13 protein-coding genes are annotated in these 12,536 nt (G+C 70.5%); 4 read left to right on the forward strand and 9 right to left on the reverse strand.

The window, feature by feature from the left end:
* Nucleotides 1-41 precede the first annotated feature (41 nt).
* Entirely contained in the window at nucleotides 42-2,912 is a 2,871-nt protein-coding gene (locus tag M1E25_RS02045) for a UPF0182 family membrane protein (protein WP_251409039.1), read from the reverse strand.
* A 145-nt stretch (nucleotides 2,913-3,057) separates the two neighbouring features.
* Between M1E25_RS02045 and M1E25_RS02050 the strand changes: the two genes are divergently transcribed.
* The gene (locus tag M1E25_RS02050; protein ID WP_372500509.1) at nucleotides 3,058-3,606 is read left to right on the forward strand and encodes a PPA1309 family protein; all 549 of its coding nucleotides are present in this window, start codon (nucleotides 3,058-3,060) and stop codon (nucleotides 3,604-3,606) included.
* A gap of 103 nt (nucleotides 3,607-3,709) precedes the next feature.
* Here M1E25_RS02050 and M1E25_RS02055 read toward each other — a convergent pair whose 3' ends face one another.
* From M1E25_RS02055 to M1E25_RS02070, 4 genes are all read right to left on the reverse strand, one after another.
* Nucleotides 3,710-4,798: a YlbL family protein gene (locus tag M1E25_RS02055; RefSeq protein ID WP_251408495.1), complete on the reverse strand. Its 1,089-nt coding sequence runs from the start codon at nucleotides 4,796-4,798 to the stop codon at nucleotides 3,710-3,712.
* 87 nt (nucleotides 4,799-4,885) lie between these two features.
* On the reverse strand, nucleotides 4,886-5,056 hold the full coding sequence (locus M1E25_RS02060) for a hypothetical protein (protein WP_251408497.1): 171 nt from the start codon (nucleotides 5,054-5,056) through the stop codon (nucleotides 4,886-4,888).
* A 279-nt stretch (nucleotides 5,057-5,335) separates the two neighbouring features.
* A complete protein-coding gene (locus M1E25_RS02065) occupies nucleotides 5,336-5,794 on the reverse strand; it encodes a molybdenum cofactor biosynthesis protein MoaE (protein WP_251408500.1) in 459 nt (152 codons plus the stop codon).
* Nucleotides 5,795-5,898: 104 nt separating this feature from the next.
* A complete protein-coding gene (locus M1E25_RS02070) occupies nucleotides 5,899-7,008 on the reverse strand; it encodes an SDR family oxidoreductase (protein ID WP_251408503.1) in 1,110 nt (369 codons plus the stop codon).
* Between the two features lie 192 nt (nucleotides 7,009-7,200).
* Between M1E25_RS02070 and M1E25_RS02075 the strand changes: the two genes are divergently transcribed.
* Both M1E25_RS02075 and M1E25_RS02080 read left to right on the forward strand, forming a co-directional pair.
* Entirely contained in the window at nucleotides 7,201-8,709 is a 1,509-nt protein-coding gene (locus M1E25_RS02075) for a zinc-dependent metalloprotease (protein ID WP_251408506.1), read from the forward strand.
* A complete protein-coding gene (locus M1E25_RS02080) occupies nucleotides 8,706-9,242 on the forward strand; it encodes an NUDIX hydrolase (protein ID WP_251408509.1) in 537 nt (178 codons plus the stop codon). The genes M1E25_RS02075 and M1E25_RS02080 overlap by 4 nt, the downstream gene beginning before the upstream one ends.
* Before the next feature lie 44 nt (nucleotides 9,243-9,286).
* On the opposite strand, the gene M1E25_RS02085 is transcribed toward M1E25_RS02080, so the two are convergent.
* Nucleotides 9,287-9,928, reverse strand: coding sequence for a M48 metallopeptidase family protein (locus M1E25_RS02085; RefSeq protein ID WP_251408512.1), 642 nt, complete (start codon nucleotides 9,926-9,928; stop codon nucleotides 9,287-9,289).
* 202 nt (nucleotides 9,929-10,130) lie between these two features.
* Here M1E25_RS02085 and M1E25_RS02090 point away from each other — a divergent pair, with 202 nt between their 5' ends.
* On the forward strand, nucleotides 10,131-11,288 hold the full coding sequence (locus M1E25_RS02090) for a ThiF family adenylyltransferase (protein WP_251408515.1): 1,158 nt from the start codon (nucleotides 10,131-10,133) through the stop codon (nucleotides 11,286-11,288).
* A gap of 72 nt (nucleotides 11,289-11,360) precedes the next feature.
* Here M1E25_RS02090 and M1E25_RS02095 read toward each other — a convergent pair whose 3' ends face one another.
* The 3 genes from M1E25_RS02095 to M1E25_RS02105 form a co-directional block, all read right to left on the reverse strand.
* Complete coding sequence (locus tag M1E25_RS02095; protein ID WP_251408518.1) at nucleotides 11,361-11,570, reverse strand: hypothetical protein; 210 nt, start codon at nucleotides 11,568-11,570, stop codon at nucleotides 11,361-11,363.
* Nucleotides 11,571-11,703: 133 nt separating this feature from the next.
* Nucleotides 11,704-12,030: a putative WhiB-interacting protein gene (locus M1E25_RS02100; protein ID WP_251408521.1), complete on the reverse strand. Its 327-nt coding sequence runs from the start codon at nucleotides 12,028-12,030 to the stop codon at nucleotides 11,704-11,706.
* A complete protein-coding gene (locus M1E25_RS02105) occupies nucleotides 12,027-12,392 on the reverse strand; it encodes a WhiB family transcriptional regulator (protein ID WP_251408524.1) in 366 nt (121 codons plus the stop codon). The genes M1E25_RS02100 and M1E25_RS02105 overlap by 4 nt, the downstream gene beginning before the upstream one ends.
* Nucleotides 12,393-12,536: the final 144 nt, after the last annotated feature.

Here is a 12,536-nt window from a genome sequence, read left to right on the forward strand (position 1 = left end):
CGTTGTGTGACAAACAGTATCACGACGCGGGACGGGCGTTCTCACCTCTTCTGCTTACCGCCCTTGTCAGAGGCCTTCGCCTCGGCATCGGCGGCCCGCTGCAGGGCGTCCTTCAGGTCCTTCTGTGCCTTGCCGTAGGCGCCGAAGTCCTTCTCCTCCAAGGCCTTTTCGCCTGCCTCGAACGCCTTCTGGGCATCCTGCAGCGCCGCACGGACCGTCGGATTCTCCGACGGCTGCTCGCCGGTGGACGGCGGCGGTGTGGTCTCGCCGCCGCCCTGGGAGCCGAACACCTTGTCCAGCGCTTCCCCGAGAGTGTTCTCGAAGGCGGTCTGGTCGCCGTAGGAGACCAGGACCTTCTTCAGAAGCGGGTAGTTGGTGCCCGCACCACGTACGTACACCGGCTCCACGTACAGCAGTCCGCCGTCGAGCGGCACCGTCAGCAGGTTCCCGTACTCGATCTCGGAGTCGCCGCGCTTCAGAATGTTGATCTTGTCGGCGATCTCGGTGTCCGAATTGAACTTGCTCTGCACCTGCTGCGGGCCCGAAACGGTCGTGTTCGAGGGCAGTTTGAGGATTCTGATCTTCCCGTAGTCCGTACTGCCCGCATCGGCGTCGACCGCCATGAAGGCCCCGAGGTTCTCACGGCTCTTCGGGGTGAAGGTCGTCGTGAGCGAGAACTTCTGCGCATTCTGATCGGGCATCTTCATGCTGAGGTAGTACGGCGGCACCGCGTTGCCCGACTTGTTGGTCGGGTCGTCGGGCACCTCCCACGCCTCGCTGCCGCTGTAGAACTGCGCCGGGTTGGTCACGTGGTAGCGCGCGAGCAGTTCACGCTGGACCTTGAACAGGTCCTGCGGGTACCGCAGATGCTCCATCAACGCCGGGCTGATGGACTTCTTCGCCTCCACCGTCCCCGGGAACGCCTTCATCCAGGTCTTGAGGACCGGGTCCTTGGAGTCCCACTCGTACAACTTCACCGAGCCGTCGTACGCGTCGACGGTCGCCTTAACCGAGTTGCGGATGTAGTTGACCTGGTTCTGCTGGGCGACGACGGCACGCTGGCCGTCGGTCAGCGAGTCCGCGGTGGTGTCCCCGAGCGTCGTGCGCGAGGCGTACGGATAGCCGTTGGACGTGGTGTAGGCGTCGACGATCCACTTGATCCGGTTGCCCACGACGGCCGGGTAGGCGTCACCGTCGATGGTCAGCCACGGAGCGACGGCCTCCACCCGGTCCTTCGGGGTGCGGTTGTACAGGATCCGCGAACCGTCGCCGATGGCCCCCGAGTAGAGGATCTGGGGCTCGTTGAACGCGGCGGCGTACGCGGCACGGTTGATCGGGCCGGCCAGGTTCACACCGCTCTTGCCCTGGTAGCTGTACAGCTTCTCACCACTGCCGTCGGAGTAGTCGAGCTCCTTCTGCGGCCCGCCGACGATCGAGTACTGCGTGGTCTTCTCGCCGTAGTAGATCCGCGGCTGGTACTCACCCAGGTCGCCCTTGGGCGGCAGGTCGTACTCCGTGAAGTCCGGGGCGCCGGTCTTCTGGGTGGTGGTGCCCTTGGCCGCGACCATGCCGTAGCCGTGGGTGTACTTGAAGTGGTCGTTGATCCAGTTGCGTTCGGGGATGCCCTCGATGTCCAGCTCGCGCAGACCGACGACGGTGTCCTGTTCCTTGCCGCCGTCCGTCTTGTAGCGGTCGACGTCGAGCGTGGCGGGGAAGCCGTAGTAGCCACGCACCTGCTGGAGCTGCTGGTACGTCGGCGAGACCACGTTCGGGTCGAGCAGCCGGAGACTCGCGGTGGTGTTCGCGGTGGACCGCAGCTGCTCGTTTGAGGCCTCGCTGCGGCCCTTGTAGTTCGTGACCTGCGAGCCCTCGATGCCGTACGCCTTGCGCGTGGCATCGATGTTCTTCTGGATGAACGGCGCTTCCTTGGCCTGCTCGTTCGGGTCGACCTGGAACTTCTGGACGATCGCCGGGTAGAGGCCGCCGATGAGCACCGCCGACAGCACCATCAGACCGAAGCCCACGACCGGCAGCTGCCAGGTGCGGCGCCACAGCGTGGCGAAGAACAGCACGGCGCAGATCACGGCGATGCAGAACAGGATCGTCTTCGCCGGCAGATACGCGTGCGCGTCCACATACCGCAGACCGGTCCAGCCGCCCGTCGACTTGAAGTCGCTCGACTTCACCGCGAGGCCGTAGCGGTCGAGCCAGTAGGCGACCGCCTTGAGGGAGACGAAGATGCCGAGCAGCACCGAGAGGTGACCCGTCGCGGCCGAGGTCGCCCGCGGTCCGGGGTTCGTGATGCGCAGGCCGCCGTAGAGGTAGTGCACCAGGGCGGCGGCGATGATCGAGAGCACCACGGCCGCGAAGCCGAAACTCAACAGGAACCGGTACCAGGGCAGGTCGAACGAGTAGAAGGAGACATCCTTGCCGAACTGCGGGTCCTTGCGGCCGAAGGCGACACCGTTCACCCACAGCAGCCAGGTACGCCACTGCGCCGCGGCCGAGGCGCCGGCGATCAGGCCGAGCACCGCCGAGATCCCGAGCAGCACCCACTTCTTGAAGGGCGCGAGGCTCATCCGGTAGCGGTCGAGATTCTGCTGCTCCAGCGACATCGCGCTGAGCGGCGGGCGCAGCCGGTGCGCCAGCCAGAGGTTGACCCCGACGGCCAGCGCCATCAGCAGACCGAAGACCACGAAGAGGCCGACCTTGGTCCAGAGGGTCGTGGTGAAGACCGATGTGTAATCGACCGAGCGGTACCAGAGCCAGTCCGTCCAGAACCCGGCGAACATCACGAACGCCATGCCCAGCGCGGCCAGCACACCCGCTGTCGCCAGCAGGGGCCGGGAACGCCGGGACGGCCGGCCGACTCTCATCCGCGGGCCCGTCGGGCCTCCGCCGCGGTCCGGCATCTGGAAAGCCAAGGTGCGCACCTCGAAAAATCGCTGGGAATGAACGGGTCCCGTGATGGTAGGACCCACCCGGTGCAACTTACTCAGGCTTTACCCAGTTCCCGGTTCCGGTTACGAACAGGGCAAGATATTGAGCATGTCCAACATGCCCAGCGGCAACGTGCCCATGGCCGCCAACCCGCTCACCCGCGCCGTACTCGAGATCGACGAGTACGCCTCCGGCCTCGGCTGGGACCAGCCGGCCAGGTTGTTCGCCCTGGTCGACAGCGCTCAACTGCGCCGCCAGGAGCCGGGGCTGGCCGATCAGCTCGGGATCGTCGACGACGGTGAGGGCGCCGCCCTGACACCGGTCGAGCAGGACGAACTGCCCGCGGGCACCCCCCTCGACGAGTTCCTGGGAACCATCGCCTGGCCCGACGCCGTGGCGGGATGTGCCATGACCGTGGAACGGCTGATGCTGCCGCCCTCTGCCGAGGGCTCCGTGCCCGAGGGGCTCGACGGCGCGGAGCTCACGGAGTGGGTGGCCCGCCACCCCGACCGGCAGGAAGTCCGGATGACGGTGGCCGTGCTGCGCGACGGCTCGCGGGAGTCCGCGCTGCGGCTGCGGGAGAAGGACACACCGACCGAGGTGCTCACCGGCGCCGATCTGGTGCCGGGGCTCGCCGAAGCGCTCGGCGCGACCTTCTCCGACTAGGGCCCGTGCGAAGGCCCCGTCCGGCCGGGGGAGCCTGACACCCGGGCCGCCGGCCTTCGGCCGGGTACGAGGCCGGGGCACGAGAGCCCCGGCGATCGGAGGCTCAGGTTCCGGCGCACCGCGGAAGGCCCGCGGTGTCCCCGGAGCGGATCTTCGCCAGCGCTCCGAGGGCGTCCTTGATCGTGCCGACCTTCACCAGTGTCAGCCCGTCGGGCACGTTGCGGGCGGCCGTTGAGCAGTTCGCCTTCGGCGTGAGGAAGAACTCGGCGCCCTTGTCCCTGGCGCCGACCGTCTTCATGCCGATCCCGCCGATCGGCCCGACCTTGCCGTTGTCCTCGATCGTTCCGGTGCCGGCCACGAAACGGCCCCCGGTCAGGTCCTGCGGCGTCAGCTTGTCGACGATCCCCAGCGCGAACATCAGCCCGGCGCTCGGTCCCCCGACGTCCGCCAGCTTGATGTCGATCTCGAACGGGTACGTGTGGTCCGTCCCCGCCTGGATGCCGACGATCGCCCGGCTGTCCTCCGGGGCCTTCGTCGTGGTGAGGACGACCTGCTTGCCACCGCGCGGCTCCCGGCCCGCCTTCTCGGCAGCCGCCGCTGCCTTCACCGGAACGATCTCGAAGACCACACGGTCCCCGGGATCGTGCCGGGTGACGAACGCGGCGACGTCGGCCGGCTTGCGCACCCGGTGGCCGTCCACAGACCTGATCACGTCCCCGGCGTGCAGCCGTCCCTGCGAGGGACTGTCCTTGACGACGGATGCGACGACCACGCGGGACGTCACCGGAATCCCCAGTTCCCGGAGCGCGGCGGTCTTGGCGCTCTCCTGGGAGTTGCTGAACTCCTCCGCGTTCTCCTGATCCGCCTGCTCGGCGGTCTGTCCCGCCGGGTAGAGGGTGTCGTGCGGGACGACCGCGTCGTCACCGGAGAGCCAGCCGTTCACCGCCTCGACCAGGTTCATGCGGTAGTCGGCGCCGGTGACCCGGACCGTTGTCATGTTCAGATTGCCGCTCGTGGGATAGGTCTTCCGCCCGGACACGTTCAGCACGGGCTCGCCGCTGTGCTCGCCGAGGGTGTTGACCGTGGGCCCCGGGGACATCTCGGAGTACGGCACGGGAATGAGCACTCCGGCACACAGCAGTGCGATCAACATCAGTGTCGAGGCGAGCATCGTCGCTGTGCGGCGTGGCATGGAACGACAGTACGGGACGTCACCGGAGGAGGGCTTGCGGGGCCGGGTCACCAAGGGCCGGCGGGGAGTTCGCGTGGCGTACTCGCGTCAGGCGGCGTCGGAGCGGGAGTGCGCACGCTCCATCGCCTCGCGGAACCGGGCGTAGCCTGCCAGTTCGGCGACGTCACCCACCTTGCGGGCCCGGGCCGCATAACGAGCCCAGACAGTAGTGACCACCGCCGCGATGAGCGGAATCAGCAACCACATGAGCGCCGCCATACCGGCCTCCATACCCCGTAACGCAACGAAACTGACTGATCAGCAGATTAACCACCTGCCGACTCAACGTTCGTCACGGGTAGCAGGTTACGCAAGCCAGGACAGCCGGACGGGTGAGAGCAGGGGCAGCGCGAACTGTGCTGTCCGTCTACCCCGGGCGGCGGCAGTTACGCCCGGCCACCAACCCCCGAAGGTAGCCCGTCCACCACCCCCGGAAGGACGGCGCTACGCGCCGACCCTCCCACCCGTCACCCGTCCACCACCCCTGGAAGGACGGCGCTACGCGCCGACCCATTCCTCGGTGCCGTCGGTGAAGGACTGGTGCTTCCAGATGGGGACCTCGCGCTTGAGATCGTCGATCAAGCGCCGGCAGGCGGCGAACGCCTCGGCCCGGTGAGGGCACGAGACCGCCACCGCCACGGCCAGGTCGCCGATCACCAAGTCGCCCACCCGGTGAACGGCCGCCAGGGCGCGCACCGGGAAGTCCGCGGCGACCTTCTCGGCGACGCGGCGCAACTCCGCTTCGGCGCTGGGATGACAGCTGTAGCCCAGCGCGGCCACATCCTGCCCGCCGTCGTGATCGCGCACCGTTCCGACGAAGAGCGCAGTGCCGCCCGCGGAGGGATCGCCGACTGCCTGGAACACCTCCTCCACGGACAGCGGGGTGTCACGGACTGCGAGCAGCCGAATGGGGTCCGCCGCCGCGGTGTCCCCGGGATGATCGTGCGTGGGTGCCATGCCGCCCATCGTGCCGCACCCACTGCGGTCAGGAAACCGAACCGGTCTGCCGCAGAGCCACGGCCGGCCGGCGGCCGGTCCGGCGCAGGTGCGCCGGACCGGGCTCACATCCGGCGCCGCGCCTTGCGGGCGCGCCGCACCAGGGCCGCGGTGCCGACCAGCGCGACGGTGGCGCCTGCCGCGCCCAGCGTCGTGGCGTCCTTGCGACCGAGCCGCCGGCCCGCCACCGTGTGGCGCCCGGCGGCCTCCTCCAGCAGGGCGGCCAGCACTTCCTCGTTGGTCCACTCCGGCCGCCAGCCCGCTTCGTGCAACCGGCTGCCGCTGACCACCCACGGATACATCGTGTAAGCAAGGTCCCCGGCCGGCGACGGGGTCAGGCCCAGACGGTGCAGACGGGACGCAGCGCCCAGCGCGACGGCCGACGGAAGTTCCATCCGCCGGATGCCGGAGAGTTCTTCGACGTCCTCCTGCTCCAGCCAGCCGTCGCAGCCGACCGCGATCTCTCCCTCCACGCGTTCCAGCGCCGCGTACTCCAGTGCCGAGGCCAGATCCTCCACGTGGCAGAACTGCCAGGCGGGACGGGAACCGGCGACCACGAGCAGCCGCGGTGACTCGAAATAGCGGGTCAGCGCGGTGTCCGTGCCGCCCACCAGTACGGTCGGCCGCACCACCGTGACGTTCAGACCGGGGTGCGCGCGGGGAGCGCGGCGGGCGAGGTGCTCGATCTCCAGCAGATCGCCCACCCCCGTGGCCTCGGCAGTGGCCCTCAGTTCGGCGTCCTCGGCGAGCGGGACGTCGTTGTCGGGCAGTGCTCCGTAGACCATGGCCGACGTGCAGAGCACGACCCGGCGGACCCCGACGGCAGCCGCCGCCGTGAGCACTGTCTGGGTGCCGCGCACGTTGTAGGCGGTCCGGGCCCCCGGATCGGTCTCCAAGTCGAGGTCGACGGCGAGGTGCACCACGACGTCGGCGCCGCGGAGCTTCTCCGCGATGGCCGGATCGCGGACGTCGAGGATGTGCCAATGTGCCTCGGCCGCGTCGCCGCGCCGCTCGTCGACGGCCACGACCTGCTTGACCTCCTCGGAGGCCGTGAGCCGTCGCGTCAACAGGGCGCCGACCCCCGAAGCGGCGCCCGTGACGGCGATCACGGGCCGGTGCGCGGCCGGGGGCGGGTCGGTTCGCGGTGCGCGAACTTCTGGGTCTGGGGAACTCACCGGGCGTCTCCAGCGGTTGTCTGCAGTACGTACGAGCACTTGCGCATACGCATCAGGTGTGGTCCATCCTGCCGCAGGTACCGGGACAGCGAAGCACCAAGCCCGCAGCCGGGCCGGAGTGTCTACGCTGGATGTGTTGTCGGGCAGTCGCCGTCGGCCCCGGGCCGGCGGCCCGAGGAGCCGAGGAAACCCGTGAGTGACAACCCATTCGGATTCGGCCTTCCCCCTGAGGAGCCGGAAGACGGCGACGAGGGGCGCAGGAAGGGCGGTCAGGGCGGTGACAAGGGCCCCGCGAATCCGTTCGGGTTCGGCGGGGGCAGTGGCGGAGCGGACAATCCGCTCGCCGCGATGTTCGGATCGCTGAACCCCAACGACCTGGGGTCGGCGTTCCAGCAGCTCGGCCAGATGCTCTCCTACGAGGGCGGCCCGGTGAACTGGGACATGGCCAAGGACATCGCCCGGCAGACCGTCGCGCAGGGAACGGCGGACGGCACCAAGGACGCCAGCGTCAGCCCCGGCGAGAAGTCCGCGGTCGAGGAAGCCGTCCGGCTGGCCGACCTGTGGCTGGACGGCGTCACGTCGTTGCCGTCCGGGTCGGGCACGGCCGTGGCCTGGAGCCGCGCCGAGTGGGTCGAGGCGACGCTGCCCGTCTGGAAGGACCTCGTCGACCCGGTGGCCGAGCGCGTGGGGACGGCGATGGGCGACGTGCTCCCCGAGGAGATGCAGGCCATGGCGGGCCCGCTGCTCGGCATGATGCGTTCCATGGGCGGCGCAATGTTCGGCACCCAGATCGGGCAGGCCCTCGGGGTGCTCGCCGGCGAGGTCGTCGGTTCCACGGACATCGGGCTGCCGCTGGGCCCGGCGGGCAAGGCGGCGCTGCTGCCCGTCAACATCGCGTCGTTCGGCAGCGGCCTCGGCGTGCCGCAGGACGAGGTGCGCCTCTACCTTGCCTTGCGCGAGGCCGCCCACCAGCGGCTGTTCGCGCACGTCCCGTGGCTTCGTTCGCATCTGTTCGGAGCCGTGGAGGGCTACGCCCGGGGCATCAAGGTGGACACCTCCAAGCTGGAGGACGCCGTCGGCCAGATCGACCCGACCCACCCCGAACAACTGCAGGATGCTCTGCAGCAGGGCATGTTCCAGCCCGAGGACACCCCGGAGCAGAAAGCGGCGCTGGCCCGGCTGGAGACCGCTTTGGCGCTCGTCGAGGGATGGGTCGACGCGGTCGTGCACGCGGCAGCGGCCCCGCACCTTCCGTCCGCCGGTGCGCTGCGCGAGACCCTGCGCCGCCGCCGGGCCAGCGGCGGGCCCGCCGAGCAGACGTTCGCGACACTGATCGGCCTGGAACTCCGTCCGCGGCGGCTACGGGACGCCGCACGCCTGTGGGCCTCGCTGGCGGACGCCCGCGGGCCCGAGGGCCGGGACGGTCTGTGGGAGCACCCGGACATGCTGCCCACCGCTCACGACCTGGACGACCCCGACGGTTTCGTGCACAGGGAGCAGCCCGACTTCTCCGAGCTGGACAGGATCCTCGGCGAAGCGGCGGGCGGCGGAGCGAAGCGCGGACCGGACCGAAGCGGAAGCACGGGCCCGGCCGAGGGCGCCGGTGCCACGGGAGACGACCGTGACCGGCCCGGCGACGCCGCCGGTGGCGAGCAGGAGCGCGAGGACCGGCACGACGACGGCGGCGAGGGCCGCGCATGAGCCTGCACGCGGATGCGGCGGGCGTGCTGGATGCATGGCGCGCGCCTGATGCCGGCCAGGAGGGGCTGCGCGTTCTCTACCGCGACCATTTGACGTCCTATCCGGACGGGATGTGGAAATCCTGCCGGGACGGGCACATCACGGCGAGCAGCATCGTCGTCGACCCGTCGGGCGGGCGCGTGCTGCTCACGCTGCACCGCAAGCTGCAGATGTGGTTGCAGACCGGCGGTCACTGCGAACCGCAGGACCGGACACTCGCCGAGGCTGCCCTGCGCGAGGCGAGGGAGGAGTCCGGCATCGCGGACCTTGAACTCGTCCCCGGCGGGCCCGCCCGACTGGACCGGCACGCCACGCCCTGCGCCTGGCATCTGGACGTGCAGTACGCCGCGCTGGCCCCCTCCGACGCGGTGGCCGCGATCAGCGAGGAGTCGCTCGACCTGCGCTGGTTCGCCTGGGACGAGGTGCCGCAGGTGGCCGACGTGTCGGTGCAGCGGCTCGTGGACCGGAGCAGGGACCTGCTGCGGACGGCGTGACGGCGGCTTTCCGGCTGCGGGGGCGGGGTGTTCTCGAGCGTTCCTCAGCCCCCGGCCGCGGGTGCGTCGCCGGCGGTGTCGGAGTCCTCGGCGCCGCCGTCGGCTCCCCCCGGCTGCGGCAGACGCGCGGCGGCGACCACGCCTTCCAGGTACCCCCGCGCCCGTTCGGTGCGCGGGTACGCCCTGAGCAGTTCCCAGAAACCGGGCCCGTGTCCGGGCACGAGCAGATGCGCCAGCTCGTGGAGCAGTACGTAGTCGACGACGTACTCGGGCATCCCCTGGAGCCGGTGCGACAACCGGATGCTGCCCTCGGCGGGGGTGCAGGAGCCCCATCGGGTGTTCTGGTTGGTGACCCAGCGGACGACGGACGGACGGGCCTCACCGCCGAGGTACTGCTCGGACAGCCGCTCGGCGCGAGCCGCCAACTCGCCGTCGCCCATACGGCGACGGCGCTCCTGGGCGGCGAGCTTCTCGAGCATGACGGAGACCCAGCGCCGCTCCTCCGCTTCGGACATCCGGGCCGGGATGAGCACCACGGTGCGGTCGCCCTCACGGTACGCGGACACGGTCCTGCGCCGCCGGGCGCTGCGGCGCACCTCGACGTCGGCGGCGGCAGGGCCGGCCGGCTGCGCCGAGGAGGCGCGGCGCTGCGGTTTCGCGGTGCGGTGAAGCGGATCGGCGGGCACGCCACGACGTTACCCGCCGGGGCCGACGGAAGTCCCGACGTCGATTGCGGACCGTCCTCCCGCGCCGCAGCCGAGGCGTGAGCACCGGGGCCGAAGCGCATTAGTACGACGTTATCCACTGCCTGTGGACAACTTTCGGCGCCGTTCCCCCGGAAGTCTCATGCTGGGTCGGGATTCGAAGACCGGGACAGGGGGCGGAAACGTGCATCCGATGCTCAAGCCTGCGCTGCGGCGTTGCTGGCGCGACCGGAACACCATGCAGTTCGGGGTTTCGCCCGCCCATGCGGTGGTGCTCGGACCGGTCGACCCCGCGACCGGAAGTTTCCTGGGCCTCCTGGACGGAACCCGGGGGCTGCCGCTGCTGCGGCGGGAGGCCGCCGCCCTGGGTCTCCCGGACTCCGCCGTGGAGGCGCTCGTCGAACGGCTGGCGGCCGCCGGGCTGCTCGACGATCCGACGGCGATCCCCGGCCCCACCGTCCCGCCGGGCCCGGAGTGGGAACGGCTTCGGCCGGATCTCGCCGCGTTGTCCCTGCGGCATCCTGCCCCGGGGGACGCATGGCGCCGGATGGCGGCCCGCCGGGAGACCCGCGTGCAGGTGCGCGGCGCGGGCCGGGTCGGCGCCGCCGTCGCCGCGGGCCTGTCGGCCGCGGGGATTGGCCGGGTGCACGTGGTGGACGGCGGGTGCGTCGAGCCCTGGGACGTGTCGCCCTCCGGGATGCGGGTCGAGTCGGTGGGGCAGCGGCGGGACGCTGCCGGACGGCGGCTGGTGCGTGCGTCCTCCCCCTCCCGGACGGGGGAACGGGAGGACCCGGGAGACTGCGCGGCCCGGACCGCGCTGGTGGTGCACGCTCCCCGCGACGGGCTTTCCGCCCTGGCGCCCGACCCGGTCCCGTCGGAGGATCTACTGGCCTCGGGGACACCTCACCTGTACACGGGGGTGATCGAGAACACCGGAATCGTGGGTCCCCTCGTCCTGCCCGGGGAGGCTCCCTGTTCGGGCTGCCTGGCTCTGGAGCGGGAGGCTCACGAGCCGGGCTGGTCCCGGATGGTCGCGCAGTGGCGGTCGGGCCGCGCCACCGCAGTGCATGCCTGTGACTCCGCACTGGCGTCCGTCGTGGCGGGCGTCGCCGTGGTCCACGCCCTGGCGTTCCTGGACGGCACGCTGCCGTCGAGTGTGGGGGCACGTCTGGAACTGGTCCCACCGGATCTGGCCGGAGACCCGCAGAGGATCAGCGCGCACCCCTCGTGCCCGTGCGGTGCCTGGCGCACCGAGCCGGCTTCCGGTCAACGGGCGGGCGATCGGCGAGCCCAGGGGAGCACGGTGCCGATCGCACCACGGGTGCCGGAGGCAGCGGTCTGAACCGCGGTGCGAGGGCCGGGGCGGCCGGCGCTCAAGCCGGTCGCGAAATCCCGGCGGAAAGCGGTGGGCATGTCACCACCAGGAGGTGTCGAGACGCCCCTCGATGGCCCGGATGTTGGCGCGAGCGCAGTCCTGGCAGCAGTACGTACGCACGCCGTTCTCGAGGGAGCAGATCCAGGAGAGGGGCGGTGGCGAAGCCGGCGACGCGACACGGCACAGCGCGCAGACGATGGTCTGCTCCCGGCCGGCCGGGCCGGCAGGAGGCGGGGTCTTCTCGCTCACGAGCCGAAGATATCCCCGGGTCGGCGCGGACGCACGGAACTCACCGAAGGGGCCGGTCCCCGACCGGCCCCTTCCGCCCCCCGTTCCCCCGTTCTCCCTCCCCGGTTCCCCCGTGACGGCTCCGGTCGGGCCGTCAGTTCATGACGGCCATGGCCAGCGCGCGGCGAGCCCGCATCGAGGCCCGCTCAGCACGGCGCTGCAAGCGCCGGGCACTGAGGATGCCGTGGGCCCTGCGTTGGGATTCGGCCTCGTTGACCCTGTCGTGCATATGGGCACGGGCCAGGGCTTCTGGGATGAGTTGCATGTCACGGTTCCTGTTCTGGCGGCTTCCCGGCGCGTTCTGCGCGGTGCGGGAGAAGGGAGTGCTGACGGACGATTCGTTGGCGGACGGCTTCATCGTCGGGACCTGCTTCGTGGGTTCGTGCGTGCGCGGGCGGTCGATCGTTCCGGTGGTGTTCATGCCGCGACCGGGTTCTTCCGCGGACGGCCACGCGGCCGCTTCCGGGGCACGACCACGCCCTGGACGAACAGTTCGCCGCCCCAGACACCCCAGGGCTCACGCCGGGCCTTGGCACCCGCCAGGCAGGCGTCCTTGAGGGGGCAGGACTGGCAGAGGGTCTTGGCGTACTCGACGTCCTCAGGGGACTCCGCGAAGAAGACCTCGGGGTCGTACGAACGGCAGGGAACGAGTTCACCCAACCGCTCGATCTCATCGTCGAGCGCGGTGAGCAGGGTCGATTGGGTCAAGGGAACCTCCGAAGGGCCGGGCGGGGGGAACGCGGGTTGGTGCGCTACGGACGGGGCGTGTGCGGGGCTGGGCACTGGTGGTGTCTTCCTCGTCTGTTCGGTCCGATGGCCTTGTGGGCCGTTTGCTTCGGTCGTACCGGGTGCTTCCTCTTCAGCCGACGAGGAGCGGCGTCCCGCTCCAGGCAACGAAAAGGACCGCGGATCCCGGTTCGGGTTCCG

Source organism: Streptomyces meridianus (genome assembly GCF_023703325.1).
In the GTDB taxonomy this organism is placed as follows: Bacteria; Actinomycetota; Actinomycetes; order Streptomycetales; family Streptomycetaceae; genus Streptomyces; species Streptomyces meridianus.

Excerpts from the sequence above, each read along its gene's own strand:
- M1E25_RS02045 (WP_251409039.1), bottom strand. The coding sequence starts at position 2,912 with ATGCCGGACCGCGGCGGAGGCCCGACGGGCCCGCGGATGAGAGTCGGC.
- M1E25_RS02050 (WP_372500509.1), top strand. The coding sequence starts at position 3,058 with ATGCCCAGCGGCAACGTGCCCATGGCCGCCAACCCGCTCACCCGCGCC.
- M1E25_RS02055 (WP_251408495.1), bottom strand. The coding sequence starts at position 4,798 with ATGCCACGCCGCACAGCGACGATGCTCGCCTCGACACTGATGTTGATC.
- M1E25_RS02060 (WP_251408497.1), bottom strand. The coding sequence starts at position 5,056 with ATGGCGGCGCTCATGTGGTTGCTGATTCCGCTCATCGCGGCGGTGGTC.
- M1E25_RS02065 (WP_251408500.1), bottom strand. The coding sequence starts at position 5,794 with ATGGCACCCACGCACGATCATCCCGGGGACACCGCGGCGGCGGACCCC.
- M1E25_RS02080 (WP_251408509.1), top strand. The coding sequence starts at position 8,706 with ATGAGCCTGCACGCGGATGCGGCGGGCGTGCTGGATGCATGGCGCGCG.
- M1E25_RS02100 (WP_251408521.1), bottom strand. The coding sequence starts at position 12,030 with ATGAACACCACCGGAACGATCGACCGCCCGCGCACGCACGAACCCACG.